Origin of the sequence: Rhodococcus sp. NPDC056743, from assembly GCF_042790355.1 — a bacterium.
In the GTDB taxonomy this organism is placed as follows: Bacteria; Actinomycetota; Actinomycetes; order Mycobacteriales; family Mycobacteriaceae; genus Rhodococcus_F.
This window is the reverse complement of sequence record NZ_JBHTZI010000004.1, coordinates 46,258-73,062: the sequence shown is the minus strand read 5'-3', so window position 1 is coordinate 73,062 and position 26,805 is coordinate 46,258. Positions and strand designations below refer to the sequence as shown.

At 62.7% G+C, this 26,805-nt stretch carries 27 protein-coding genes and 1 pseudogene; 5 read left to right on the top strand and 23 right to left on the bottom strand.

Annotated features, from left to right (window positions below; all coding sequences use genetic code 11):
- Positions 1-27: 27 nt before the first annotated feature.
- Entirely contained in the window at positions 28-960 is a 933-nt protein-coding gene (panC, locus tag ACFRFQ_RS10360) for a pantoate--beta-alanine ligase (protein WP_378656507.1), read from the bottom strand.
- A complete protein-coding gene (locus ACFRFQ_RS10355; RefSeq protein WP_378656504.1) occupies positions 953-1,894 on the bottom strand; it encodes a Rossmann-like and DUF2520 domain-containing protein in 942 nt (313 codons plus the stop codon). The genes panC and ACFRFQ_RS10355 overlap by 8 nt, the downstream gene beginning before the upstream one ends.
- Here ACFRFQ_RS10355 and ACFRFQ_RS10350 point away from each other — a divergent pair.
- On the top strand, positions 1,875-2,000 hold the full coding sequence (locus ACFRFQ_RS10350; RefSeq protein ID WP_260684529.1) for a hypothetical protein: 126 nt from the start codon (positions 1,875-1,877) through the stop codon (positions 1,998-2,000). The two genes, ACFRFQ_RS10355 and ACFRFQ_RS10350, sit on opposite strands and share 20 nt — an antisense overlap.
- A 13-nt stretch (positions 2,001-2,013) precedes the next feature.
- Here ACFRFQ_RS10350 and ACFRFQ_RS10345 read toward each other — a convergent pair whose 3' ends face one another.
- The 11 genes from ACFRFQ_RS10345 to dacB form a co-directional block, all read right to left on the bottom strand.
- Positions 2,014-3,126 carry a DUF6779 domain-containing protein gene (locus tag ACFRFQ_RS10345; protein ID WP_378656501.1) on the bottom strand — a complete coding sequence of 371 codons (1,113 nt, stop codon included), beginning with the start codon at positions 3,124-3,126 and terminating at the stop codon, positions 2,014-2,016.
- A gap of 70 nt (positions 3,127-3,196) precedes the next feature.
- On the bottom strand, positions 3,197-3,664 hold the full coding sequence (locus tag ACFRFQ_RS10340; protein ID WP_378656498.1) for a DUF3180 domain-containing protein: 468 nt from the start codon (positions 3,662-3,664) through the stop codon (positions 3,197-3,199).
- Positions 3,665-3,681: 17 nt separating this feature from the next.
- Positions 3,682-4,185 (bottom strand): 2-amino-4-hydroxy-6-hydroxymethyldihydropteridine diphosphokinase, encoded by a 504-nt coding sequence (gene folK / locus ACFRFQ_RS10335; RefSeq protein ID WP_138871672.1) that lies wholly within the window; start codon positions 4,183-4,185, stop codon positions 3,682-3,684.
- Entirely contained in the window at positions 4,182-4,547 is a 366-nt protein-coding gene (folB, locus tag ACFRFQ_RS10330; RefSeq protein WP_378656495.1) for a dihydroneopterin aldolase, read from the bottom strand. Before folB ends, folK begins: the two co-directional genes overlap by 4 nt.
- A 1-nt stretch (position 4,548) precedes the next feature.
- The gene (folP, locus tag ACFRFQ_RS10325) at positions 4,549-5,361 is read right to left on the bottom strand and encodes a dihydropteroate synthase (protein WP_378657391.1); all 813 of its coding nucleotides are present in this window, start codon (positions 5,359-5,361) and stop codon (positions 4,549-4,551) included.
- Between the two features lie 53 nt (positions 5,362-5,414).
- Positions 5,415-6,032 carry a GTP cyclohydrolase I FolE gene (gene folE, locus ACFRFQ_RS10320; RefSeq protein WP_033236318.1) on the bottom strand — a complete coding sequence of 206 codons (618 nt, stop codon included), beginning with the start codon at positions 6,030-6,032 and terminating at the stop codon, positions 5,415-5,417.
- A gap of 58 nt (positions 6,033-6,090) precedes the next feature.
- Positions 6,091-8,724 carry an ATP-dependent zinc metalloprotease FtsH gene (gene ftsH, locus ACFRFQ_RS10315; RefSeq protein WP_378656491.1) on the bottom strand — a complete coding sequence of 878 codons (2,634 nt, stop codon included), beginning with the start codon at positions 8,722-8,724 and terminating at the stop codon, positions 6,091-6,093.
- Between the two features lie 244 nt (positions 8,725-8,968).
- The gene (hpt, locus tag ACFRFQ_RS10310; protein WP_378656488.1) at positions 8,969-9,523 is read right to left on the bottom strand and encodes a hypoxanthine phosphoribosyltransferase; all 555 of its coding nucleotides are present in this window, start codon (positions 9,521-9,523) and stop codon (positions 8,969-8,971) included.
- A gap of 3 nt (positions 9,524-9,526) precedes the next feature.
- Positions 9,527-10,501, bottom strand: a complete 975-nt coding sequence (gene tilS, locus ACFRFQ_RS10305; protein WP_378656485.1) for a tRNA lysidine(34) synthetase TilS — start codon at positions 10,499-10,501, stop codon at positions 9,527-9,529.
- 3 nt (positions 10,502-10,504) lie between these two features.
- The gene (locus ACFRFQ_RS10300; RefSeq protein WP_378656482.1) at positions 10,505-11,572 is read right to left on the bottom strand and encodes a zinc-dependent metalloprotease; all 1,068 of its coding nucleotides are present in this window, start codon (positions 11,570-11,572) and stop codon (positions 10,505-10,507) included.
- The gene (dacB, locus tag ACFRFQ_RS10295; RefSeq protein ID WP_378656480.1) at positions 11,563-12,972 is read right to left on the bottom strand and encodes a D-alanyl-D-alanine carboxypeptidase/D-alanyl-D-alanine-endopeptidase; all 1,410 of its coding nucleotides are present in this window, start codon (positions 12,970-12,972) and stop codon (positions 11,563-11,565) included. The genes ACFRFQ_RS10300 and dacB overlap by 10 nt, the downstream gene beginning before the upstream one ends.
- A 104-nt stretch (positions 12,973-13,076) precedes the next feature.
- On the opposite strand from dacB, the gene ACFRFQ_RS10290 reads away from it, so the two are divergent.
- Entirely contained in the window at positions 13,077-13,568 is a 492-nt protein-coding gene (locus ACFRFQ_RS10290; protein ID WP_138871667.1) for an inorganic diphosphatase, read from the top strand.
- 74 nt (positions 13,569-13,642) lie between these two features.
- On the opposite strand, the gene ACFRFQ_RS10285 is transcribed toward ACFRFQ_RS10290, so the two are convergent.
- Positions 13,643-14,473 (bottom strand): crotonase/enoyl-CoA hydratase family protein, encoded by an 831-nt coding sequence (locus ACFRFQ_RS10285; RefSeq protein ID WP_378656477.1) that lies wholly within the window; start codon positions 14,471-14,473, stop codon positions 13,643-13,645.
- A gap of 26 nt (positions 14,474-14,499) precedes the next feature.
- Positions 14,500-14,706 carry a hypothetical protein gene (locus ACFRFQ_RS10280; RefSeq protein ID WP_378656475.1) on the bottom strand — a complete coding sequence of 69 codons (207 nt, stop codon included), beginning with the start codon at positions 14,704-14,706 and terminating at the stop codon, positions 14,500-14,502.
- A gap of 199 nt (positions 14,707-14,905) precedes the next feature.
- On the opposite strand from ACFRFQ_RS10280, the gene ACFRFQ_RS10275 reads away from it, so the two are divergent.
- A complete protein-coding gene (locus tag ACFRFQ_RS10275; protein ID WP_378656472.1) occupies positions 14,906-16,861 on the top strand; it encodes an amino acid permease in 1,956 nt (651 codons plus the stop codon).
- 149 nt (positions 16,862-17,010) lie between these two features.
- Positions 17,011-17,532: a 2-oxo-4-hydroxy-4-carboxy-5-ureidoimidazoline decarboxylase gene (locus ACFRFQ_RS10270; protein WP_378656470.1), complete on the top strand. Its 522-nt coding sequence runs from the start codon at positions 17,011-17,013 to the stop codon at positions 17,530-17,532.
- 81 nt (positions 17,533-17,613) lie between these two features.
- Here the strand turns inward: ACFRFQ_RS10270 and ACFRFQ_RS10265 are convergent, their stop codons facing one another.
- Positions 17,614-18,069: a tellurite resistance TerB family protein gene (locus tag ACFRFQ_RS10265; protein ID WP_138871661.1), complete on the bottom strand. Its 456-nt coding sequence runs from the start codon at positions 18,067-18,069 to the stop codon at positions 17,614-17,616.
- Between the two features lie 198 nt (positions 18,070-18,267).
- Here ACFRFQ_RS10265 and ACFRFQ_RS10260 point away from each other — a divergent pair.
- Positions 18,268-18,489 (top strand): annotated as a pseudogene (locus tag ACFRFQ_RS10260) (LuxR C-terminal-related transcriptional regulator); the annotation flags it as partial.
- 5 nt (positions 18,490-18,494) lie between these two features.
- Here ACFRFQ_RS10260 and ACFRFQ_RS10255 read toward each other — a convergent pair.
- From ACFRFQ_RS10255 to ACFRFQ_RS10225, 7 genes are read right to left on the bottom strand one after another with little or no spacing between them, the layout of a single operon-like run.
- Positions 18,495-20,063 (bottom strand): TerD family protein, encoded by a 1,569-nt coding sequence (locus ACFRFQ_RS10255; protein ID WP_378656467.1) that lies wholly within the window; start codon positions 20,061-20,063, stop codon positions 18,495-18,497.
- Positions 20,064-20,072: 9 nt separating this feature from the next.
- A complete protein-coding gene (locus ACFRFQ_RS10250; protein WP_378656464.1) occupies positions 20,073-20,975 on the bottom strand; it encodes an SGNH/GDSL hydrolase family protein in 903 nt (300 codons plus the stop codon).
- A 43-nt stretch (positions 20,976-21,018) separates the two neighbouring features.
- Complete coding sequence (locus ACFRFQ_RS10245; protein WP_378656461.1) at positions 21,019-22,335, bottom strand: TerD family protein; 1,317 nt, start codon at positions 22,333-22,335, stop codon at positions 21,019-21,021.
- Between the two features lie 28 nt (positions 22,336-22,363).
- On the bottom strand, positions 22,364-23,251 hold the full coding sequence (locus ACFRFQ_RS10240; protein ID WP_378656459.1) for an HAD family hydrolase: 888 nt from the start codon (positions 23,249-23,251) through the stop codon (positions 22,364-22,366).
- Positions 23,248-24,357: a cysteine protease StiP family protein gene (locus ACFRFQ_RS10235; protein WP_378656457.1), complete on the bottom strand. Its 1,110-nt coding sequence runs from the start codon at positions 24,355-24,357 to the stop codon at positions 23,248-23,250. Before ACFRFQ_RS10235 ends, ACFRFQ_RS10240 begins: the two co-directional genes overlap by 4 nt.
- Positions 24,354-25,637, bottom strand: coding sequence for a phosphoribosyltransferase family protein (locus ACFRFQ_RS10230; RefSeq protein ID WP_378656454.1), 1,284 nt, complete (start codon positions 25,635-25,637; stop codon positions 24,354-24,356). The genes ACFRFQ_RS10235 and ACFRFQ_RS10230 overlap by 4 nt, the downstream gene beginning before the upstream one ends.
- Positions 25,634-26,791, bottom strand: a complete 1,158-nt coding sequence (locus ACFRFQ_RS10225; RefSeq protein ID WP_378656452.1) for an HpcH/HpaI aldolase/citrate lyase family protein — start codon at positions 26,789-26,791, stop codon at positions 25,634-25,636. The genes ACFRFQ_RS10230 and ACFRFQ_RS10225 overlap by 4 nt, the downstream gene beginning before the upstream one ends.
- Positions 26,792-26,805 lie beyond the last annotated feature (14 nt).

Genomic DNA, 26,805 nt, shown 5'->3' with positions numbered 1-26,805 from the left:
ATCCAAGGTCCTTTACTCGAGAGGGTCTCAGTGAGACAGCAGGTCGTCAATGGCGTCGGCGGAAGGGTCGGTGTCACGTTCGAGGAATCCGGTTCCCACCGCGACTCCCACGTTGTCGATCAACCGGGTGGTACCGAGCTTGGCGGCCACCAACAGTCGGCCGTCACCCCGCTCCGGGGCTGGCCCGAGATCAACACCACGAACTTCGAGGTAATCGACCTCGATCTCGGGAACGGCGGCCAGAACGGCGCGCGCAGTGTCGAGGATCGCTTCCGCACCACCGGCGGCAGCATGAGCGCCCGCGATCAATGCCGCCGACAATGCCACAGCCGCGGTCCGCTGGCCCTCGTCGAGGTAACGGTTGCGTGAGGACAATGCGAGTCCGTCGAACTCGCGGACCGTCGGAACACCGATGACCTGCACGTCGAAGTTGAGATCCCACACCATCTGACGGATCAGCGTCAGCTGCTGGTAGTCCTTCTCCCCGAAGTACGCGTGGTTGGGAGCCACGATCTGCAGCAGCTTCGCCACCACCGTCAGCATGCCGGCGAAGTGCGTCGGGCGGGCTCCGCCTTCGAGCTCGCTACCCAACGGACCCGGCATGACGGTCGTGCGCTGACCACGCGGGTACATCGTCTTCGCGCTCGGCGCGAACACCAACTCGACGCCCTCGGCCCGAAGCAGATCGAGGTCTGCGTCGAGCGTGCGCGGGTACGCGTCCAGATCCTCGCCAGCGCCGAACTGCAGTGGATTCACGAAGATCGACACGACGACAACCGCACCGGTGATCTTGGCCTGACGGACCAACTCGATGTGCCCGGCATGCAGAGCACCCATCGTCGGAACCAACGCCACCTGGCGCCCCACTCCGCGCAGGGCCTTCGATACGCGCCGAATCATGTCCGGCTCGTGGTGCACTGTCAGTTCGCCGCGCTTGTATCCGCCCTGCAAATCACTCACGACGGTCACCTCCCGTTTCAGTCAAGATGTCGAACAATTCGGTGGGGGCGCCCACCCGCTGGGCCGATCGCAAGGACATCGCTCGATATCCGGCTGCAAGCTCCGGGTCGAGATCCGTCAGTACTCGTAAATGTGTCTCGACGGCCGCGGCGTCACCGCGAGCCACCGGACCCGTCAATGCCGACGGGCCGCGTCGTAGTGCGTTGTCGAGGGCAGCGGAGAGAAGTGGTTGCAAGACCCGCTCGGCGACTCCCCCGGGATCGCCGTCGATCAACTGCTGACCGAGCAGCTCATCTCCCTGCAACGACGCGCGCAGCGCCTCGACGGCATCCACGACCAGCGTGACGAGGTGATTACTGCCGTGCGCCAATGCAGCGTGGTACAGCGCGCGGTTCTCCTCGCGGACGCGAACCGGTTCGCCGCCGATCTCGAGGACCAGGGATTGAGCGATCGCGTACCCGATGTCATCTGCCGCGGTGATCCCGAAGCACGCCGACGACAACCGTGCGGTGTCCTCGTCATGCCCGGTGAACGTCATCGCCGGATGGATAGCCAAAGGCAGCGCGCCCAGTTCCGTCAACGGAGCCAGGATGGCAATCCCGTTGGCACCGGACGTGTGGGCGACGAGCGTCCCCGGCTTGACTGCCTGTGTAGCCGCCAGGCCCTTGACCAGGTCCGCCAGTTGATCGTCCGGAACAGCCAGGATCAACAGTTCCGAGCGAGCTGCAACATCAGTGGCAGGCAGGATTTCGGAATCGGGCAGTCGCTTGGTTGCCCGCGCAACCGACGCCGCCGAGACAGCAGAGCACGCCCCGACAATGTGTCCAGCGCGCTCGAGTGCGGCACCTACCGCAGTTCCGACCCGCCCTGCCGAGACAATTCCCACTGTCAATCGCGCAGGCACAGGTCCGTTAGTGATCCCGAAGGAAGTCACCGGATTCCTCTCGTTCGTTCCAGTCCCGCTCGGCGGGTACCAGACGTTCTTCGACGAGGATATCCCCCACGCCAGACGCGACGCTATGGACGAGCGAGTGATCTAGGACTCAAACTCTCTCAATCCTCACGTCGCCGACGGCGACCTGAGCCTTCCGCCGGATTCGCGGAACTGAGGTTTGCCATGATCTCGGCCACCGTCAAACCGTTGGAGTGCGCACCGCTGTCAGTACTGTCCGGAACAGCGCGGCGCCGACGCCGCGGTTCTTCCGTGGGTTCGGATGCTGGTTCCGGAGCATTGCTTGCAGGTGCGACCGTCGGCCCCGGAGCACTGCTTGCAGGTGTGACCGTCGGCTCTTCGACCACTTCAGCGATTTCTTCGACGACCGACTCTTCAACCGCAGGCTTCACAACGGCGGGCTTCACAACGGCGGGCTTCACAACCGCAGGCTTCGCGACCGGAGGCGTGACAGCCACAGGCTTCACCGGGGCAACAGCCGGCTCACGGTTATCGCCGCGCGCAGCACCTTGCGTCTGCTGCGAATTGCGTTTCACCGGAGCAACTTTGGCGGACGCATTCTTCGCAGCTGCCTCGCGCCACGCGACTTCCTCGAACACGACGGTGGTTTCAGCGGTGACCGGATCGTCGTTCGGCGACGCCAAGCCACCTACCTGAGGGCTTGGGGAATTGGTGGCATTCTGACCGGCACCGGGTACGTACAGGCCCGATGCTGCCGGTTGATATGCACTGTACGAACCGCCACCGAGTTCTCCGACGCGCGTCGAGTCCGCCTTCAATGCCGGGCGTTCTGGGAGTAGTCCGCCGTCGAAGAGCGCTTCGAGATTGCGTCGTAGCGCCACGAGCTCCTCGCGGAGCGCCGACAGCTCAGCCGAGTCGGCGCCGACTTCACGGCGAATACGACCTTCGACACTCAATTCGTATTCGCGGCGGGCGGAAATCTCACGCTCTAGTTGCAGTTCGTACACGGTCTGCAGGTCCGCAACCTTGGCTTTGTCGAGCGCTGATTCGCGGCGGTACTTCGTCATCGCGATCGCGCCCAGCGTGGCTGCCCAGAGCGCCACCACCAGTCCGACGCGAAGAAGTTGAACACTGTTACTGAAGATCAGAAACAGTGAGGCGATGACGGCGAGAGCAAGAAGACCGGCAACGATCATCTGGCTCGCGCTGCGCTTGCTACGGCGCGCAGACTTCGATCGACCAGAATTCGTCATGGTTGCCAGGGTACTTGCCGAGAGCGCAGGTGCCATGGACCTTACCCATGCGATTCGCCTACCGCAGCGCTCAGTGCGCCGGCTCGTCCGGTGTATCTTCTGGCGTCTTACAACAGTGTTCGAGCCACAACGCGGCCGCTACCAGCGCAATTGCTGCCCCGAGTCCGACCCACGCACCAGGCGTGTCCTCGGCGGCAGCTTTCAAAACGGATCGTTGTGGGATGAGATACACCAGCGCCCCGATCCAGACACCGGTGGTAGCTGAACCGACCAGTACTGACGCTTTGGCGAGCGCGAGCGCCCGTGCCGCCGCAATCGGGTGCAGTTGTCGGTAACCGTCCCCGATCTGACTTCCCTTGATCCGGGACCGAATGACGAACGCGAGGACCACCTCGGCGATGGCGGCCAGATACAACGACGCACCGGCGTACACCGGGATCGGCGGCATCGAACCGTAGAACACACGAATCAGAATCCAGGTGGCAACCGCGGCCACCCCGGTCAAAACCAGTAGTTCGCTGATTTTTGTCGGCTTCATGCCCCGATCCTGTTCGGTCACCGAATCAGAACCGAATCCGTGACGCGCACTCCGTCGCGCTCCGAGCGATCGAGGTTCGCGAGAACCTCCGCAACGGCACGCACCTCTTGATCGACCATCAAAGTTGCACCTGGTTCGACGTCAAGCCAGGGAATGAGTACAAAAGCTCGCAGATGCGCCCGCGGGTGCGGCAGAGTCAGTTCCGGATCCGCACTGATTATTCCTTCGCAATCCACCACGTCGACGTCCAAGCTCCGCGGACCCCACCGCTGATCACGCACCCGATCGGCGTCTTCCTCGAGTTTGCGTGACCGCAGAAGCCAGTCGTAGCTTCCGGCCGTCGAATCGTCGACGAGTAGGACGGCATTGAGAAAATCCTGCTGTTCGACGCCACCCCACGGCGCGGTCGAATACACCGGTGACACAGCCACTACGGCGTCTCCGAGACCGTCTACCGCAGATTGCAAATGGGCCAGGCTATCGCCGATGTTGGAACCGATCGACAGAACGGCCCGAGTCATTGCTGCCTCGTCCGATGAGCAACGACGGCAACGTCCGCGAACACGAGTGGGATCGGCGCCGACGGCTTGTGGACCACAACTTCGACGCTCTGCACCCGCGAATCCGTCATGACGTTGTCGGCGATCTCGGCGGCAACGGTTTCGATGAGATCGCGTGAAGGTCCACCGACAATCGCTGCGGCGGCCTCGGCCAACTCGCCGTAGTGCAGTGTGTGTTCGAGATTGTCCGATGCGGCCGCCGGGGCCAAGTCCATCCAGACCGTGATGTCGATGAAGAAATCCTGACCGTCACGCTTCTCATGGTCGAAAACACCATGATTGCCACGGACTTTCAGTCCTCGCAACTCGATCCGATCGCCCATGTCAGTCCCTTTCCCGTCCACGAGACCACGCTTCCACAACAGCGATGGCGTCGAGTGACGCCTGGGCGTCGTGAACACGAACACCCCACGCGCCCTCACGGGCAGCAAGCGCGGAGACTACCGCCGTCGCTGTTTCCCGACCGGCGGGTGGCCTCGGCGTTCCGTCCGAGCCGCTGAGCAGCGAGCCGAGGAAACGTTTACGCGACGCCCCGACCAAAACGGGGAAACCCAACGCCGTGAACTCGGGCAGCGCCCGCAGCAGTGCCCAGTTGTGGTCGGCGTTCTTGGCGAACCCGAGACCTGGATCGAGGATGATGGCAGAGGTATCGACGCCCGCCTTCAACGCGAGGTCGACCTGAGTCAGGAGTTCGTCACGTACGTCGGCGACAACGTCGTCGTAGTGATCGGCACTGCCGCGGTGCACGTAGTGACTCGCAGAACGCCAGTGCATCAGAACCCACGGAACCCCGGCATCGGCAACCACCGACGCCATGTCTGCATCTGCACGTCCGCCGGATACGTCGTTGACGATGTCGACGCCGGCTTCGATCGCGGCAGCGGCAACCGATGCCCGCATGGTGTCGACGCTGACGCGGATACCCGCGGCCACCAACTCTTCGATGACCGGCGCTACCCGTCCCGCTTCCACTTTCGGATCAACTCGCGAGGCTCCCGGCCGGGTCGATTCGCCACCGACATCGACGATGTCGACGCCAAGAGCCTTCAGTTCCAGTCCGCGAGCAAGCGCCGCATCTCGATCGAGGAACTGGCCACCGTCCGAGAATGAATCAGCGGTGACGTTGAGGACCCCCATCACCAGCGTCCGACCCGGATCCGTCGACACGCTGCTCGCGGAGTTCACGACGCTCACTTACGGAGTATGAGGTCCAGAGCCTCGGAACGCGAGGCCGCGCTGGACTGCAGGAGCCCACGAACAGCCGACGTCGTCGTGTTCGCGCCGGGCTTACGGATACCACGCATCGCCATGCACAGATGCTCTGCCTCGATGACCACGATGGCGCCGCGCGGATCGAGTTTGCGCATCAACGCATCGGCGATCTGGCTGGTCAGCCGTTCTTGGACCTGGGGTCGCTTGGCGTACAGATCGACAACGCGGGCCAACTTGGACAGGCCGGTGACCTTGCCGGATTTACCCGGGATGTAGCCGACATGTGCCACTCCGTGGAACGAAACCAGGTGGTGCTCACAGGTCGAGTACATCGGAATGTCTCGCACGAGCACCAGTTCCTGATGTCCTTCGTCGAACGTGGTGTTGAGCGCCTGATCCGGTTCGGAGTACAGCCCGGCAAAGATCTCCTTGTACGACCGAGCCACCCGTGCCGGTGTGTCGAGCAAACCGGGACGATCCGGATCCTCGCCCACCGCGATCAACAATTCACGAACTGCTGCTTCTGCACGTGCCTGATCGAACGGCCGTCCTGTTTCAACCGATACCAGTTCACTGACCACTTCATTCACCGACAACCGAACGCTCCTCGAGAGTTTGTTTCATACCCCGCCGCATGAGCCTATCGGCGGTTGGTCAGCGAGATCCGTCCGGTCCGTCCCAGCGCATGGTGCTCGGTCCGTCGTCACTCGACGTGGCGTTGGGATCAGACTCCGGCGCCAGCCACCGATCCTGGCCCTCGACGCCCGTGTTTCCACCGGCATTTCCGCGGTTCGGATCGGCAAACGGCCCACCGTCCGGGTACTGCACCGGGTAGCTCGGTTGACCCTGTTGACCCGTGTAGTGCTGGGTCGGGTACTGAGGCTGCCCCTGGTACTGCTGGTCGGGATTCTGCTGCTGGCCCGGATTTTGCTGACTCGGGTTCTGTTGACCCGGATTCTGCTGGCCCGGATTCTGCTGACCGTAGGCCTGCTCACCCGGATGGCTTTGCGGCTGACCGTACTGACCGGGCGCGGGCTGGCTGTACTGACCCGGCGCCGGCTGACCGTACTGGCCCGGAGCAGGCTGTGCCTGGTTGGGAGCGCCCTGGTTTTGAGTGCCCTGGTATCCGCCGGACTGCTGGCCGGGGTAGGCCTGCGTCTGGTTCTCGCGCGGCGGCCAACCCGGAGCCGACCAACCGGCCGGTGCACCGTAGTCGGGAGTACCCGGCGCAGGTGCGGGCTGCTGGGGCGCAGCAGGCTGCTGCGGAGCATTGGGCTGCGCGTAGCCGTTGGAGGTACCGTTGGTTGCCGCAGCGGACTTCACGAGTACGGGTGCCGGAGCCGGCTCCGGCCACGTCTCGCCACGCTCGATCGCCAATTCGCGCGGCGTCTTGACCGGCGGACGATCCGACGGCGTGCGGCCACCGAAATCATTGAAAGCCGTGATGCGCGGACGCTTTTCGACGCCAGCAAGAATCTTCTCCAGATCCTTGCGGGTCAACGTCTCACGCTCGAGCAGTTCGCTGGCAATGAGGTCGAGGGCGTCACGGTACTCGCTGAGAATTGCCCACGCTTCGGTGTGCGCGGCCTCGATGAGGTTGCGCACCTCCTCGTCGATCTCGCGGGCGATCTCGTGCGAGTAGTCGGACTGCACGCCCATCGAGCGGCCGAGGAACGGATCGCCGCCCTCCTGCCCGTAGCGGACTGCACCGAGCTTGGCGCTCATGCCGTATTCGGTGACCATCGCGCGAGCGATCTTGGTCGCCATGTCGATATCCGACGACGCTCCGGTGGTGGGCTCGTGGAAGACCAATTCCTCCGCAGCACGTCCACCCATCGCCATCACGAGACGAGCGATCATCTCGGAGCGTGTCATCAAACCCTTGTCGTCCTCGGGCACGGTCATCGCGTGGCCGCCGGTGCGACCGCGAGCGAGGATGGTGACCTTGTAGACGGGCTCGATGTCGGGCATCGCCCACGCCGCAAGAGTGTGTCCACCCTCGTGGTACGCGGTGATCTTCTTCTCGTGCTCGCTGATGATGCGGCTCTTGCGGCGCGGTCCACCGACAACGCGGTCGACGGATTCTTCCAGAGAGGCTTCCGTGATGACGGTGCCGTTTTCGCGCGCTGTGAGCAGCGCGGCTTCGTTGATGACGTTGGCTAGATCGGCGCCCGACATTCCGACGGTTCGCTTGGCGAGACCCTCGAGGTCTGCATTGGGATCGATCGGCTTGCCCTGCGAATGAACACGCAGGATTGCGCGGCGGCCGGCCAGGTCGGGGGCGCCGACCGGAATCTGACGGTCGAAGCGGCCGGGACGCAGCAGTGCCGGGTCGAGGATGTCGGGGCGGTTGGTTGCGGCGATCAAGATGATGCCGGTGCGGTCACCGAAGCCGTCCATCTCGACGAGCAACTGGTTAAGAGTCTGCTCACGCTCGTCGTGTCCGCCGCCGAGACCTGCGCCGCGCTGACGACCGACGGCGTCGATCTCGTCGACAAAGATGATGCAGGGGCTGTTCTGCTTGGCCTGCTCGAACATGTCACGAACACGCGAAGCACCGACACCGACAAACATCTCGACGAAGTCCGAACCGGAGATCGTGAAGAACGGGACGCCGGCTTCGCCTGCAACAGCGCGAGCGAGCAGCGTCTTACCGGTACCGGGAGGCCCGTACAGCAGAACGCCGCGCGGGATCTTGGCACCGAGAGCCTGGTAGCGCGTCGGATTCTGCAGGAAGTCCTTGATTTCGTACAGCTCTTCGACAGCTTCGTCCGCACCGGCGACATCGGCGAACGTGGTCTTGGGCATGTCCTTGGACAGCTGCTTGGCCTTCGACTTACCGAAGCCCATCACGCCGCCACGACCCCCACCGCCCTGCATGCGGTTCATGACGAAGAAGAAGATGCCGAACAGAATGATCATCGGCAGGACGAACAGCAGAATCGACGTCAACCAACTCTGAGTGGTGACGGTGGTGTTGAACTTCTCGAGCCCGGCACCCTCGATGTCCTGGAAGATCTGCTGGGACGCACTCTCGGGGTACTTCGCCAAGATCTGCGTCTGGCCATCAGTCGCGTCGTTACCTTCCTTGAGCCACAGGCGGACCTGCTGCTCACGGTCGTCGATCTGCGCAGACGTGACGTTTTTGGCGTCTATCTGGGAGATCGCGACCGACGTATCGACGGTCTTGAAGCCACGGGTGTCGTTACCGAAGTAACTGAAGGCGTAGATCACCATCAGCACGACGGCTACGAGTAGCACGTTACGGAACACAGTCTTACGGTTCATACAGGTCGGCCGAAGTGGCCGGTCCTTTCGGGAGTGCGGGTCTGCCGGTCGCCGCCGGCTGTCAACCGGACACCTGCAGGTTACCGTGGTCGGTCCCGTCTGTGCCCGTCAGCAGCCGTCGAGGTTGATCGAAATGATCGTCTGCAACTTCAACGACGACCAGGACCACGAGGTTCCCGAGCAACCACAGTGCATAGTTCCCTGTGAGCGAACACCCACTCCTACGTCAGGCGACGCAGCGAGTTCAGCCCCCGTAGACCTCGGGATCCAGCAATCCGATGTACGGCAGATCGCGGTAACGCTCGGCGTAGTCGAGTCCGTAGCCGACGACAAACTCATTGGGAATGTCGAACCCGACGTCACGAACGTCGACGTCGATCTTCACGGCGTCGGGCTTGCGAAGCAGGGTGACTACCTCGAGTGACGCTGGGTTTCGGGTCTTGAGGTTGCGCATCAGCCAGGAGAGTGTGAGACCGGAGTCGATGATGTCCTCGACGATCAGCACGTGGCGGCCGGCGATGTCCTTGTCGAGGTCCTTGAGAATGCGCACGACGCCCGACGACGAGGTCGAGGATCCGTAGGAGCTGACGGCCATGAACTCCATCTGCGACGGAATCGGGAGCGCGCGGGCAAAGTCCGTCATGAAGAAGACTGCGCCTTTGAGTACACCGATCAGCAGCAGATCCCCCTCGGGAGCTCCCACCGGGTAACGCTTGGCGATTTCCTCGGCCAGTTCCGCCGTTCGCTGACGAATCTGTTCCTCGGTAATCAGTACCGATGCGATGTCACCCTCGTACACGCGTCAAACCCTTCGTCGGTCTTCGAATCCGACGGCCAGCCTGCCACGTCGACGAACCACTACCAACCTCGACTCCGGGGTTCCGCCACCGATTGCAACGCCACCTTGACCCCGCCAATCGGTAATCAGCGCGTCGACTGCACGTAACTGCTTGTCCGTCAACGCTTTTGCCCCGCCCTCGAAAAGCCAGCTCCGGAGAACGCGTCGACGGACCGCGCCGGCCGATTCGGCAAGTGTGTCCACTTCCACTTCCCCGTCGACGACAGCGCGAAGGAGCACGGCGTCGGCAAGCGCGTCGAGAACCTGCCCATCCTCACGCAATTGTGTGGCCGTGCGGGCTAGTGCTTCGGCAACTCCGCCACCAAGAATCTGTTCGAGCAACGGCAAGGCCTCGTGCCGCAGACGAACCCTCGTGAACTCGTTGTTGGTGTTGTGCGGATCGTCCCACGGCGTGATCGACAGGTCTTGGCACGCGGCTCGGGTCACGCCGCGTCGCACACCCAGAAGTGGCCGACCCCACGGATCGTCGAAGGCCTGCATTCCCTGAATGGATCGGCCGCCGGACCCGCGGGCGAGACCGAGGAGAACCGTTTCGGCCTGGTCGTCGAGTGTGTGGCCGAGCAGAACCGGCGCTTCTCCCCTGCTGCTGCCGAGCGCCTCGTAACGCGCATCGCGGGCGGCGGCCTCGAGGCTGCCGTTGCTGTCGACGTCGACAGTGAGCACCCGTGCGGATCGAACTCCCAGCGCCAGTGCCTGGTCAGCGGCGGCACGTGCAATGACGTCCGAGCCCTGCTGCAGGCGGTGGTCGACGATCAGCGCGTCCACCGACTCCGCTTCCGCCACCGCAGCAGCAGTCAGTGCCAGAGAATCGGCACCACCGGACAACGCCACACACACCGGACCGTGCGAGCGGTAGAGACGCAGCCATCGCCTCAGAGCCAACCGCAATTCCAGCAGCGACGCAGTTTCAGGCAGCACCGTCTAGCCGAGCACGCGTGTCACCCACGCGTCGGGATTGTCGATCTCGTCGAGCAACGGCAACGTTTCCGGGCCGGTCCAGATCGTGTTGAACTGCTCCATCCCGACCTTGAGAACCACGGCGTCGACAAACGCTTTGCCTCGAACGTACTGCGCCATCTTGGCGTCCATGCCGAGCAGCATCTTGATAATGCGCTGCACCGGATTGGACTTGCGTTGCCGACGCTTGTCGAAGGCGGCGCGAATCGTGGCGACGGACGGCACCACAGCGGGCCCGACCGCGTCCATCACATGATCGGCGTGACCTTCGAGCAGCGTGCCGAGAACCAGCATGCGATCGAGCGCGTCGCGTTGCGGTTCCGCCTGCGACGCACGCAACAGCCCGATGATTCCGCCGGGGGCGGCGTCACCGTCTGCGGCAGGGTCTTTCCGGGACCGCAGTTCGGCAGTGAGACGCCCCACGACGTCGGTCATCGACTCGTCGACGCTCGCGCTCAACGTTTCGACGGATTCCTTCATGTAATCCGCCAACCACGGCGACGACGAGAACTGCACGCGGTGCGTCACCTCGTGCAGGCAGACCCACAGCCGGAAATCACTCGGGTTGAGCCGAAGCGAACGCTCGACGGACACGATGTTGGGAGTGACCAGAAGCAGTGTGCCGTTTTCGCCGGTGAATGGGTCGTACTGCCCGAGAATCGCGGACGACAGATAGGCGAGCATCGCGCCGGCCTGCAACCCGGCGGGCTTGCCGACCAGAAGATTTCCGTTGCCGTCCGGATCGGCACCGGTGAGATGCGCCATCGACCGCGACGCCGCGGTGATCCAGCCGGCGCGATCGAGAACTTCCGCTGCCGGAACGGGCAGACCGTCGGCCAGACCGGTCACGTCGCGCACCGGCAGTTCGGCGCGTTTCGACGCGTCGGCCAGCTCTGCGGTAGCAGTTTCGGCGGTGTAGCGCGACATGGCCGGACCGCCGCGAGCGAATTTGATGCCGGCTTTGGTCGCGAGACTCCAGTCGACCGCTCCACCCAGAGTTGTCGAGTCGTTCTCTGCTGCCACTATTGGCACCCGCAATTCCTCAATGCTCCGGCGATGGCGTCCAAAGCCGGACGGCTGACTTCCGGTGGTCGATCGTTGGACATGAGCGCAAAGGTGAGCACTCGTCCGTTTTGATCCACTACAAAACCTGACAACGCACTAGCCGTCGACAGAGTTCCCGTCTTGGCGCGCACCCATCCTGCGCCCGTTCGGTTGCCCGACGCATATCGGTCGGACAAGCTGCCGGTTCCACCGGCAACGGGCAGGTAGTCGAGCAGCGGCCGCAGTTTCGGGTCGCCGTCTCCCGCTGCGGCAGTCATCACTCGATCGAGAACCTCGGCCGGGATGAGGTCGTCCACAGACAACCCGCTGGAGTCGAAGAGCGTCACACCGGTGTATTCGAAGCCTGCTGCACGCAAAGTCTTGGCAGTACCGTCCACGGCCCCTACGAACGATGCTTCGCTGCCTGAGGCAATCGCCACCTCACGCCCGATCGTCTCGGCGAGCACGTTGTCGGAATGCTCCATCATCTGGATCAGTCGATCGCTGAGCGGTGCAGACTGCACGCTCGCGATCGACTTTGCGCCGGCGGGCGCCGTTCCTGCCGAGACGTTGGCCACGTCGACACCCAGTGCCTGTGCCAGAACCTTGCCCGCATCCAAAGCGGGAGTTTCCGAACGCGGCGACTCGTCCATGGAGCCGTCGAATCGACCGCCCTCGATCATCACCGATTCGATGGGTGTGATGTATCCCGCAGCGATATCGGCCGGGAACCATCCCTGTGCCATGGTGTCGCCTTTGAACAGACCACTGTCGACGACAACGCTGTCCACCTGCGTTCCCGACGCCTTGATCTGATCGACAAGATCGGCGATATGCGCAGCGTTTGCGTAGTACCCGCTTTCACCCTTGGGAGTTGCGGTCAGAGTCGGGTCACCGCCACCGACCAGCACCAATTGCCCCGGCACTGAACCTTGGACCACTGTCGTCGCCACTCGATGATCGAGCGGCAATGCGAGCAGCGCGGCGGCTGCGGTGAGGACTTTCGTGGTGGATGCCGGCGTCATGGGCGTCGACGGGTCGGCGCTCCACAGAACCTTTCCGGTCAGCGCATCAGCGACGACGCCGGTGAACTTGCCCAGATCAGGGTTCGCGACAGCTGGTCCGACAGCCGCGGCAATACCAGCCTCCGACGGCATCGGTGCGTCCGCCGGAACGGGAACTACCTGCGGCGCCGGCGTCACCGGACTCGGTTGTGGCGATGTCGTGACAATCGCGTTCTGTGTGGGTTCCTCGGAAGTTCCCAGTGCGACGACCAGCACTGCCGCAATCGCGACTACCGCGACCACGCACACCGCAAGGAGGATGCGCACTGTGCGTCGTTTGCGCTCTTCCAACGAGCCGATCTTTTTCTTTCCCTGGCCCGCCAACGCCCCTCCGTCTGTGCTCGCCCTGCTGGGTGGTCAGCCAACCTTATCCTTGACCCGATATCCTTCCGGACGAATCATTACCGACACGACAGCGAGGAATCGGCGTGGAGTTCGACGTCACCATCGAGATCCCCAAGGGTCAACGCAACAAGTACGAGGTCGACCACGTGACCGGCCGCGTCAAGCTGGACCGTTACCTCTACACCGCCTTCGGCTACCCGGCTGACTACGGATACATCGAGAACACCCTCGGCGAGGACGGCGATCCCCTGGACGCCATGGTTCTGCTGCCCGAGTCGGTGTACCCCGGCGTCATCGTCGAAGCTCGCCCCGTTGCCATGTTCAAAATGGTCGACGAGGCCGGCGGCGACGACAAGGTTCTGTGCGTTCCGGCAGGTGATCCTCGTTGGGATCACATCCAGGACCTCAGCGACATTTCGCAGTTCGAGCTGGACGCGATCAAGCACTTCTTCGTCCACTACAAGGACTTGGAGCCGAACAAGCACGTCACCGGTGCCGACTGGGTCGGCCGCGCCGAGGCAGAGGCCGAGATCGAAGCTTCGATCAAGCGTCTCGCTGCCAACGGCGGTCACTGAAAGATCTCCGCACAAAAAATCCCCGCTCGCCTTCCGGCGCGCGGGGATTTTTGTTTGCCTACTCCCCTGTTTGTCTACTCCCCGGTGAAGACCGGCGGACGCTTCTGGAACACCGACGTGATGGCTTCCGTCAGATCCTGCGACGGCAGGAACGCGGCGTTCCACGCAGCGACGTAGCGCAGGCTGTCGTCGACGCTCGCGCTACGCGTGTGATCGAGCACGTCCTTGATGCCGTGAACGACGAGCGGCGGATTGAGCGCAATTTCCCGGGCAGTTGCGCGGGCTGCGGCGAGCACGGCGTCTGCGTCGTCGAACACGTCGTTGACCAGGCCGATCTTCTCGGCGCGCACAGCGTCGATGTCCTTGCCGGTCAACGCGAGTTCGCGCAGGTGCCCGTCGCCGATGATCGCAGGCAGGCGGGCGAGGCTGCCCATGTCCGCAACGATCGCGACCTTGACCTCACGGATGCTGAATTTCGCGTCGGCGCTTGCGTAGCGAATGTCTGCCGCCGTGATGAGGTCTACGCCGCCACCGATGCACCAACCCTGAACAGCGGCAATCACCGGCTTGCGGCAATCCGCGACGGCATTGATGCCGGACTGCATGCGCTTGATCATGTCGTGAAACTTGGTTCGCGGGCCGGCCTGAGCCTTGTCCGCGAGGACGGCGCCGAATTCGCCGCTCATCGCCGGCAGATCAAGTCCGAACGAGAAGTGCTTGCCCGATCCCGCGATAACGACGGCTCGCACATCGGGATCTGCGTCGAGGTCCGCGAAGATCTCGGGGAGTTCACTCCAGAAATCCGGACCCATCGCGTTGCCCTTGCCCGGTCCGATCAACGTGACCTGGGCAATGTGATCTTCGCGCTCGACGGTGAACGCATTCCAGCTCTTCTGTTCGCTCATTACTCAAGAGTAACCTCGAGTTGCGATCAGCCGAAGAGTCCGGCCTCATCCAGTACCAATATCACCAGCGACACCACGATCAGCGCCCACATCGTCTGCATCGCGATCCTCGTGGCGCGCTCACTTGTCGGTGGAAAAACCCGCACCGTCGGATGCTCGGCGATGTACTGATCCAGCGGCACGACTCGCGTGCGCGAACTGCTCGGATTCCTCGTTGCCACAGTGGTAGCCATTACACGATCCTCTCGACTCCGCATTCTCGTCGCAGGTTTCAAAAGTCAAGCCTGCGGCGAAGTTCGACAATTTCAATCTAGACCCGCTTCCCGAAGAATTCAGCTCGAGATTCCTGCGAATCCGCTGAGAACCGGAAAACGCTGAGAACCGGAAAACGGGTACCCGGTTGATCGAGCCTGCGCACGAGGAGCGATCACTATGGCGACAACCGCCGAACCAGATACTCCTCGACGTCGGCTGAGATCGTGGCTGCTCGCGGACATCACCGAGGAACCGGCCGGACACCTGGGTCCACACCGCATCGCCCGGAAGAAGGAACACCGTCATTCCTGGTGGAAAGTCATGTGTCTGACCGGGGTCGATTACTTCTCGACGCTCGGATACCAACCTGGGATCGCCGCCCTCGCAGCCGGTACCTTGGCCCCGTTGGCAACGGTTGTGCTCATCCTTCTCACTCTGTTCGGCGCATTACCCGTGTACCGACGTGTGGCGCGAGAGAGTCCGCACGGTGAAGGTTCGATTGCCATGCTCGAGCGACTGCTCCCGAAGTGGCGCGGAAAGATATTCGTCCTGGTGTTGCTGGGATTTGCCGCGACGGACTTCCTGATCACGATGACGCTCTCGGCAGCGGATGCAACCGCCCACCTCGTCGAAAACCCTTTTGCACCAACATTTCTCTCGGGGCAGACCGTTGTCGTCACACTGGTTCTCCTGGCGCTGTTGTCGGCGGTATTCCTGCGCGGTTTCACCGAGGCCATCGGCATCGCGGTAGGGCTCGTCGCGGTGTACCTGACGCTCAATCTCGTGGTGATCGGCGTGGGCCTGTGGCACATCGTGACGGCACCCGCGTTGGTCACCGACTGGACCCGAGCCATGTCGACGGAGCACGGCAATCCCGCGATGATGATCCTGATCGCTCTGATCGTGTTCCCGAAACTTGCTCTCGGCCTTTCCGGTTTCGAGACCGGCGTTGCCGTGATGCCGCAGATCCAAGGTGGTCCTCACGACACCGAAGCCGAGCCGGAGGGCCGCATCCGCGGCACCAAACGGCTACTGACCACAGCAGCGTTGATCATGAGCGGATTCCTGCTGACATCGAGCCTGGTCACCACAATCCTGATCCCGGAGAACGAGTTTCAGCCCGGCGGCGCTGCAAACGGGCGCGCCTTGGCGTTTCTTGCTCACGACTATCTCGGGCAGATATTCGGCACCGTCTACGACCTGAGCACGATCCTCATCCTGTGGTTTGCCGGCGCTTCCGCGATGGCCGGTCTCCTCAATCTTGTTCCCCGATACCTCCCCCGGTACGGAATGGCCCCGTCGTGGGCTCGCGCCGTGCGCCCACTCGTTCTCGTGTTCAGCGTCATCGCGATCACCGTGACGTTCTATTTCGATGCCAGCGTCGACGCACAAAGTTCGGCGTATGCAACCGGCGTCCTGGTTCTCATCTCCTCCGCAACAGTGGCCGTCGCGCTGTCCGCTCGCAAACGCGGAATCCGAAAGCTGTTCGTAAGCTTCAGTTTTGTTGCCGTGCTCTTTGTCTATACGACCATCGCAAACATCATCGAACGACCGGACGGAGTGAAAGTTGCCTCGTTCTTCATCGCCGCCATCATGGTCGTATCCCTCCTGTCGAGAGTGTCACGGGCGTTCGAACTGCGCGCCACATCCGTCGAATTCGACGATACCGCTGTGCAATTCATCACCGAAGCCACACACCGGGGTTATCTCGCCGTGGTCGCGCACGACGCCGCCCACCTCAGCGAGAAGGAGTACCGGGTCAAGGAACTCCAGCAACGGGTGCAGAGCAACATCCCCCGAGGCGAATCGATCATCTTCATGGAAGTCAACGTCACCGATTCCTCTGATTTCAGCACCGATCTTGTTGTCCACGGCCGACGGCGCGGCAGGCACCGCGTCCTGCGGGTGGACAGTCCGGCAGTTCCCAACACCATTGCAGCCGTACTCCTGAAGGCTCGCGATCTCACGGGCGTGATTCCCGATGTCTACTTCGAATGGTCCGAAGGAAATCCGTTGACCAACCTTCTTCGGTTCCTGTTCATCGGCGAAGGCGAGACCGCTCCGGTGACCCGTGAGGTGCTGCGCCGGGCCGAACCTCGACGCTCCCGTCGGCCCCATGTTCACGTCGGCTGAGCGGATTTCCCACGTGTTAAGAACCTGAAAATTCGGCTGGCAAACCTTTCCATTCGCAGGTAAACGCCGGATCATCGGTGGTGATCGCACATCTAGTTAACCCGTGGCAGGACGCCCCACACTGCCTCAGGAACCGACCGGGAGGGCACATGCTGCTACATCAGTCGATCGGGTTGGAATGCTTCAACGAACTGCCCCGCCCGAAGGCAATCCACGCGCTGTACGAATGCTGCTGCTCGATGACATGGGCGGGATGGGTCAGCGACGGTCGCCCGTTTGCCGGTTACGCGGAGATCCTGGCGCGAGCCGAGGACGCACTACTGAACTTGTCCGACGCCGATGTCGAGAATTCCCTGCATTGCCATCCGCCCGTCGGCGTTCGCGCTCACAGTGTGCCGTCCCACCTCGAACAATGCGCGATCTGGGATTCCGACGAGGCCCTGATGGCAACCATTCGCCGGGCTGGTGAGGAATACGAGCTGATCTTCGGGTTCCGGTACATCTGGTGCTCGCACGGACACGATGCTCAGGATCTACTCGAGAACATCCGCGTCCGTCTGACCAATCCGGTATCCGTGGAACGAAAGATCTGCGTCGACGAGTTGGCAAAGATCACGTGCACCCGGATCGAGCGCATGCTCGGCCCCGAGGACGGCTACCCGGAGTACTGACAGCGTAAAAAGCGGGTGTAGGGCCACTGGCACCACACCCGCTTTTTCTGCTGTTCTACACAGAACTCAGAGATCGAACACTCACAGATCGAACTCAGAGGGAGCGATTCCCACCGCAAAACACATGTCCCGCACTACGCCGCGCTCATGCTGATCGAAGTTGCCGTCGGCGCCGCCGATGATGATGCCGATCTGAATGACCGCGCGAGCCTGATCCTGCTTGGACTTGAGCTTGGAAATTGCCGCAGTCGCCTCGAGCTTTCCGAACTCGAAGTCCGACGTAAGCTTGCTGCAGTACCAATCGAACTGCTGACTCAACTCAGCCGGCGGGAAGACAGCCAGCGACTCGTTGCTCATGATCAACGCCGACGTCTTCTGACGCTCCGACGGGTCGATCGAGCCGTCTGCGGCAGCGATCAACGCGCACATCGCCATACTTGCGTTCTTGAACTCCTTGTTCTGGAACTGGCTCGTCTTGGTCTTGAGCTGGCCGTTCATTTCCTGAGCCTTAGCCTTCAGCTGATCCCAGAATGCCATGAGTCTCCTCGGGTATTGCCGCCACGCACCGCGCGTAGTCGTACCAACCACTTTGCCTGGGAGCCTCGGATTTTGCCATCCACCTAGATTAAAACCTTCCGGTAGGTTCTTATATGCTGGCGGACCTGCAGACAGTCAAGATCGAGGAGCATTTCCGTGACTGGCCCACCCGAACAACCTGTTGCGCCGCCACGCGACCCTGGTCTCTCCAGCCGCGAGATCGAAGTGCTCCGGCACTGGCTCAAATCCGACAGTAAACCCGTCGTGTCTACGGAGCTGCTTATCTCCATCGGAACGATCAACACGCATCTGACACGGATTCGAGGGAAATACGCAGCCGTCGGTCGGCGAGCCCCCACCAAGATGAGCCTGCTTGCTCGCGCGTTGCAGGACGGAATTATTTCGCTCGACGAACTCTGATCGGGTCAGAGTTTGTCGAATGCGGCAAAGAGTTGCGGTTGCGTGGCCGGGTTCAGTGTGTCCGGAGTCAAGACCCAGTGCGATCCCGTCCACGGATCGTGCACGTCGATCTCACCGGCCGCCGGGAGGTGACGGCACCCGTGTGCCAAGGCCACGATGCTCTCCTCGGTCGAACTCGACTCGTCATCTCCGACAAGCAGTATCGACAATCCGATCATCGATCCGTGCTCAGCGAGGAACATGATCGCATCGGCGTCCTGCGCCGAATACCCGTGCGGGAAGTCGCCGAGTATCAGTAGTCGGGGAGTACTCGGGCCGGCGTCGAGTGACATCGCGAATTCCTGGCCGCTGTTTCGTGCCAGCCCCGCCAAATCCACGCCTTGGGCCAACTCCGTCAACCGCGCCGAGATCTCCTGATGTGTGCGAATCAGCGGCCCGGCCAACTGCGCGGACAAACGGTCCGTCAGCAACGTGTACGACCCGGTCAGATCAACGACGTCAAGCAAGGGCATGGGCCCCGCTGCCATGATTCGGAGCGTCAACGCACTGACCACGGCAACCGCAGCTGCCCCGGATGTGCTGTCTACCCAGATCGGACGTGGCAGCGGGAGCGGCATGCAGTAGGGCACGCTCAGCGAACTTCGGTCAGGCGCCGACAACATGCCAAGTCGCACACCGTCACTCGCCGCCAGAGATTCGCTCACCGAACCCGGCGTCCAGACCGGTGATTCCCAGGACGCCATCGCCCGCGGCATCACCGAATCCACGACGGTCAATTCGTGGGCCAATTGCGCGGAATCTCGCGTATGGCTCGCACGGGCCGTCGCCACCAGTTCGTCGTGACGCTTCTGCGCCGCGTCGCGAGCCGCAATTCCGGCAGGCGAATTGCGGTTGCTCGCGTCAGCTACTGCTACGGACAGTTCTTCGTCCAACCTCGTCATCGCGTATTCGCTACTCGAAATCAACGACGCCGCCGACCTCGACGCGTCTTCGAAGATCATCCACATACGTTCGAGTGCGCGGCCCTCCTCGACGGGCTCCACGGCGTGATCTTCCGGCACGGGAATCGGGTTGGCCGGTGCGTCGTCGACTTCGACTCCGTGAACGCCGATGAGTTCGGCCAGACCACCCGCATACCCCTGTCCGACTGCTCGAACCTTCCACGCGCCGTTTCGCCGGTACAGCTCCCAGCAGATGACTGCGGTTTCCGAACCTGCGGTGGGAATGTCGAATTTTCCGAGTACCGAACCGGATTCATCGCTCAGCTGCGCCGACAACCCCGCGACCCGAAAGGCCCCGGCTGCCGCGGCACTCGGATCGACGCTCACGATGCACAGCACCGCCTCGGCATCGGGGTGCAGGCGATCGAGGTCGACCCGGACGATGTCGCCCGTCAGTTGCACGCCTGCCGTCGACGGCTGGTTGTAGAAGACGAACGCATCGGACGAGAGGGCGCGCAGCCGCGTATCCGTCACCATCGCAGACACGTCGAACGGTGTCTGGCTTGACGCACGGAACATCACGACGGATGTATGCAGCGGCGCATTCTGCCCAGGAACGAACTCCACAGTCACAGGCGAGAACTATGCCACGCCGATGGGGTTCGCTCGCAGATCTGCCACGATCCGATCTGCGACTTCGGTCATTCCGCTGGCGGTGAAATGCAGTCGCTGCGCCGTCGACTCCGAGAACATGCCCTCGAACCACCGCTGCTCGGGCGCCGCGCAGGCGTCGTGCCCACCCGCTACGGCGTCCGTGGCGATGTCGATGACGTGAACCCCGTACCGGCCGGCAATCGCGGCGAATTGTGTGTTGAAACGTGCGTAGTAGTTCATGAACCACGCTGCGTCACCGTCCGAGAACGGAACGTTGGGCCAGCACGCGCGGGCACCGATCATTCCGCCGGCGCCGACCATGTAGATCCGCGCCTGCGGAGCCCGCGCCGTCAGCGCAGCCAGGGTCTTGTCGAGAGAATCAGCAGCCTGATCGATCCCGGACTGCGCCAGGGATTCGGTGAGCGGATCGGTGCGGCATCTGCGATCGACGCCAGGGGCAGGCGAAGCGCACAGCGCGCCCACGATCAGTGTGTTCGAGTCGTTTCCACCGACCGAGAGTGTGATCAAATTCGTGTCCGGGTGTACCGCGTCCAACTGCACCGGCCACTGCGTCGGAATCAGTTGGGGTGTGGAGATGATGTTCTCGCTACGAGCAGCACTGCAGGACACGTCCGCGAACTCCTCGACTGCGAGTTCGCGCGATATCTTGCCCGCGAAGTTCTCGTAGGACCGTGAGCACCCGTCGGGGTACATCGGTTCCAAGCGCGGTCCCGACGCCCGGGAGTCTCCGAGAGCGGTGTACTTGATGCCCTCGTTCTCCCCCGCGTCCACCGGGACCGACGCATGTGCGGCGCCGGCACCCGCCAACGTCAAAACCAGTCCCACCACAGTGGCCGCAATGGAGCCGAACCGCATCCCACGATTAATCATCTACCGAGCCAAGCCCTTTCACACCCCAACCGAATTTCGATAACTACGCCATCAGAAAACGGCCCAGCTGTGGTGCGGCTTCACCAGCGTGCTTTGCCTGGATGCCCTCACCGATCGCCTGCAACTTCCATTCACCGTTCTGGCGGTACACCTTTGCCATCACCATTCCGGTGAACGGCATTCCGCCCTGCATCGTGTACCGAGCCAGTTCGGAGTTGGTGGTGCTGTCGACCAAACGGCAGAACGCATTCTGCACCTGCTCGAACGTGTGCCCGCGGTACGACGTGACCGTGAAGATCACGGCATTGACGTGCGCCGGAACGCGCTGAAGATCCACCGTCATCACTTCGTCGTCGCCGTCACCTTCGCCGGTCAGGTTGTCACCCATGTGACGCACCGACCCGTCCTTCGACGTGAGCTGTCCGTAGTAGCAGACGTCGACCAGATTGCCGTCGGCGTACAGGAGCGCCGACGCGTCGAGGTCGACATTGGCCGTGCGGCTGCCGAACATGCCGCTCTTCTTGATCGGGTCCCAACCAAGCCCCATCTGGATCAGAGTGAGCGCAACGCCGCCTTCCTTGCGGAGCGTGACCTTTTGTCCCTTGGTCAGGCTGACGGGGCGACCCTTCACCAGGCTTACCTCGGCCGGTGCTGCGGGAGGCTGGTTGTACACCGGCGGGGCCGGCGGAGCGTTGTACGACGGCTGCTGCTGCGGGGGCTGGTTGTAGACCGGCTGCTGCTGCGGGGGCTGGTTGTAGACCGGCTGCTGCTGCGGGGGCTGGTTGTACACCGGCTGCTGTTGCGGCGGCGGACTGTAGGCCGGCTGCGGGGGTGCAGCCTGGGCCGCGGGGGCTGGTGCGTCGTCGACGGAAACACCGTGATCCGTCACCAACGCTGCAAATCCGCCGGCGTAGCCCTGCCCGACGGCGCGGATCTTCCACGCGCCCTGGCGGCGGTACACCTCGAGTGCGATGACGATGGACTCGCTGGACAGCCCGTCGATCACGTACTCGTACAGCACGTTTCCGGCGGAATCCGATACCCGAGCCGTGGGCGCCGCAGTACGCCCGAAATTCGAGGAGGTGTCGTCGAGAGTGATCACGGCACGAACCTGCTCGATGTCGGCAGGCACACCGGCCAACGAGACCTTCAGGGACGCGATGCCACCCGGGTTGGGAACCAACTGCACGCCTGGCCCGGTGGGCTGGTTGAAGAAGACGAAGTCCGCGTCGGAGCGCACTTTGCCGTTGCCGGCCACGAGCAGGGCGGAGAGGTCAGCGGCGGCGGCCAACTGCACCGACACAATCACCTCCGGCACATCCAACGGACCGTTCTGACCTTTGGCAAGCGATACAGACAACTACATCTCCTTCATTTCAGAGCGTGCATTACTTAAGAGAGCTGCTCGGACTGTGCGGTGTTCCGACCGTCATCGCAGCAACGTGGGCGGAGAACCAACGCACAATCTCCGCACTCGCCGCGATACCGGATCCTTCTGTCACAGTAACGGTCGGCCGTTGCCAGTTGAGTTCTTCCAGCTCACCGTGCCTGGGCCGGATCGCGAAATCCGCATATTCGAGCATGTCCGCGTCGAGCGCGCCGTCTCCGGCCGACAGGACCGTGGCGCCCGGCGTGAGTTCGCCCGCTTCGACGAGGCGTCGTCGTACTTCCGCGAGGGCCCGGGATTTCGAGACCGCGTTCGGCATCGTGTAGATCTTCCGGCCCTGGCGCGAGACGTTCCACCCACGTGCGGTGCACCAGTCGCTCCAGCCCGCTTCGAAATCGGCCGGAATGGTCGACAAGTCCACTACCAAGTACGGAAACAACTCGTCGGCCACTCGCAGGGAACTGACCCAGCTGACGTCGATGCGGGTTTCGAGTTCACTGTGAACATGCGCCAGCTCCACTCCGGCACTGTGGGTCGATCGGTCGATCTCGGTGCGCCACAGGAGATCGGGCTTTCCGTCCACCAGAATGTTGCCGCCGTTGCTCGTGATCGCATATTTCCACGGAGCGCCGGGTAGGTCGATGCGCTGAAACTGCGCGATGGTTCGGGTGGTCGTGGGAATGACCGGCGTTGTTCGGCTGAGCGCTACGAGTTGATCGATGGTGTCGGTGCTCATGTGGGACAGCGGGCCACCGTTGTAATACTCGACGCACACGTGTTGCTGCGGCGAGGTCAGGTCGGTGCCGCTCGGGTCTCCACCGATCGCGTTTTTCGAATAGATCATCGTGCGATCCAGATCGGTCGCGACCAGCACCGGTGACGCACTCATGTGATGTCCTTGATCAATCCGACGCAGGAGTACGCAAGATCGGGCACTTCCTCGACCGGAACACCGCGAGCTTCGGCCAGCAGACGGATGTGCGCGTGTTCGGGCGCTCCACTCTCGCGAACGAGCACCTTCCACGGCAGTCGGCGCAGCAGCACGCGGGTGGTCTCGCCTACGCCCGGTTTCACGAAGTTCACGGTCGAAATCCCGTATTCCGCCTGCACCTTCTCCACGGATTCCCATCCGGCCCACGTCGGGGTTCGATCCGAAGCCCGCACAGCGGCAAGCGAATCCGCGACGTCGCTCCGAACGCCGTCGAACTCGGCTGAGACAACGTCGAGGAGACGGTTGGACACGTCGACATCGGCCAGATCCGCATAGAACTTCGCACCGTGAAAGTCGCCGGGACCGATGAGAGTGTCGTTGAGTACCGTCCGCGAGACCAGACCGGACACAGTCGAATTGAGGCAGGCCGACGCGATCAGGAAGTCGTCCCGGGTGCCGTAGGTCCGAACGCAATATCCGGGATCGGCAAGAACAGCCAGGTCCGGATTGAATTCGGCGCCGCCGCCGGCTTGGTATTCAGAGAGAGCGGCCTCGAGTTCCCGGGCGATGGCACCCTTGCCCGTCCAGCCGTCGACAAAGACGATGTTCGACGCATCATGATGGCGCGCAAGATAATCGAGCGCGACGGAATCGATGCCCTTACCCCGCACGATCGACACGGCGTAGTGCGGCAAGGTCAATCCGTGGACGTGCTGCGCCCACCGACGCATCAAGATGCCGACCGGAGTGCCCGCGCGGGCCAGCGACACCAAGACTACGTCGGATCCGCGCTCGGCCAGCACCAGGTCCGTCACTGTTCCGACGGCACGCGCCAGTCGGGGCGCACTCTCCGACAACACGGTTTCGAACAGTTCACGATACGCCGCATCGGGTTGGTACTCGATGGGAAGGGATTCGGCATAATGCGCTTCACCCGACTGAATACGCTGCTCCCGCAGCGCAACATCTGCTTCCAGGTCTGCATGCGACAGATCTTTGAGTAGCCACGTCACTTCTTCGGGTGCATACGAACCGAACTCGGGTCCGACCAGAGGCGTCGTCATTTGCCTTCACCTTCTCTCGAATCCCGCAACGTCGACGGGTTTGCGCCGCGCACCGTTGCCACGACAACATCGGTCCCGGCGTTTCTCAATACCTCGACAACACCGCCAGGTGACGTCAGACGATCGGTGTCGGCAGGTTCGTCCACGATCAGCACGACAAGTGCGTCGACGGCCGCCTCCGGCCACTGCGCGTTGTACAGGAAGCGCGGCTCATTCTCGCCCGATTCCGGTGCGACAAAGGTGAATCCACGACGCAGTGGGTAGCCCGCATGATCCATGACGTACGCGGGAGACCGCGTTGTCGTCTGGTACCGCACTTGGCGGCCGCCACGTTCGAGACCGCTCGCAATGCGGAGAGGGAGATACATCAACTCTTCGTGACCGACCACGATCAGTGCACGGCCTGGCGCCACCGTCGAATCGAGAACCGTGACAGCGACTTCGACCGCGCTGTCGAAAGCTGCCGAATCCGCGTCGAGGAATCCGTGCCGGCCGCCGTCCGGCACTTCCGCCGGCCACGGCAGGTCCACAGTGGTAACCGAACCGCGATCGGTACCGACAATATTGAGAGTAGGAGCATCCAGCGCCGTCACTCGTTCCGTCAATCCGAGCGGCAGGACGGTGGAACCCGACGCGAGACTGACGTAGTCGATAGCCACACCCAGTTCTTCTGCGGCAGCCGCACTGGCTGCGCGATGTTCATCGGTCCTCATGTCCACTAACGAGGCCACGACGTATCGCTCGCGCGGACACTGGCCGTGTAGTGCGCGGATCGCGTCGATCGCTGTTGCACCGGTCGATATTTCGTCGTCCACCAACACCAAGGGCAAATTGTTCTCGAACAGTTCCGCCGACGTCGGTTGCATCAGGTGACTGGTCGCATGCGAATGCCCCTCCTCGAACCCGGCCAGGGTGGTAGCCCCCGGCACGTCGCGGCGCGTCGAATGCAGGTAGCAGTGAGCATGTAGGCGGGCAGCGACACAATGACCCAAACCTGTTGCAGTTTCGGCAAATCCGAGTACCACAACATCGACGCCGACACCCAGGCGCTCGCGCACCAGGTCACCCAGATCCTCGGCGGCCCCGATGACGACCGACGGCGGCGTCGGAATGTGCTTACCGAGCACCGTCGACACCAACAGGTGCGCCCGGCGCGGGTTGCGACGCAGTCCGGGAATCACCAACTCCGGCACCGTCCGTCCGACGGCAGAGCCACCGTGAACAAGATCCAATCCGAATTCTTCTGTGGCCCAGGGAACCGATCCCACACTGCTGGTCATCGATCGACCAACGCCGTCAGCAGTTCGACAAAGGTGATCCCTTTATTGGTCACCCCGAAGACGTGCGCGCGCAGCGCAGTCTGCCGAGCCCAGTTACGGTGCGGCTTCATCTCGTTCATCTTGTTCCGGTAGCCGGACGCCTGCACTCCGCCCACCTCGACACCGAGAATGTCGAGAGCGTCGTGGTACTCCTCGTGCGTGACTGCGGACAACGCATTGACCGCGGCAACGTGTGACGGGTGAATAACCGTCTTACCTTGAATGCCGTTAGCCCGGTCCAAAGCGATTTCCCGCAACAGACCGTCCAGGTCGCGGCTCACCAGGTGCTGGCGGAATCGCACCGCATCATGCTCCTCGAACGGCGTCGCGCGCAGCATCGGGCGGAACATGCGCTCGTGGTCCGCGAAGTATTCCCACACCGGTCCGGTGATGACAAACCCCGAACCATCGGCTCGGCCAAGGTAATTGACGATGTCGGCGATGACATCGACAACCACGCGCACGTCGTAGATCGTCAAGTCGCGGTCGCGGCGGATGCCGAACGTGCTGCACATGTCGGTGGCGCCGATACGAACTGCAAGAATGCGATCCCGATGGCGAGTCAGAATCTCCTGGACACTGCGCAATTCATGATCGCGGGTATCGCGGTGTACCAATTCCGGCGATTCGAGCACCGGCATGGCGTACAGGTGCTTTCCGAGCGCAGCGGACGCGTCGGTTACCGCATCGAGGAACGACTCACCGGAGTCGCTCCCGAACTTGGGGATCACAAACCCCGTCAGCGCATCCCGCCCGATCGTCAGCGATCGGGCAATGTCCGCGATGTCGGAGACTTCACGGACCCGGACGAAGAGCAACATGCCGACCGCATCCGTCGCCGCGATCTTGTCGAGCGCGGCCACTGCGTTGGCCCGCGCTGCTTCCACCTCGTCGTCTGCGACTGCGTCCTCGAGATCGAGAACCATCGAACTGACACCCTCGGCAGCACGCTTCTCCACGAGTTCGGCCAACCCTGCCCGCGTGGCGGGAACGTACAGAGTCGCACCCAATGCGATCGCCAGCAGATCTCGCTCGTCGGAATCGCTGAAGGTCCGGGGAACGTGCAGGAACAGTTGTTCCCGCACGTCATCCTCGAGGTGTTGAAAGTGCTGCATGTCTCTTCTCTCTA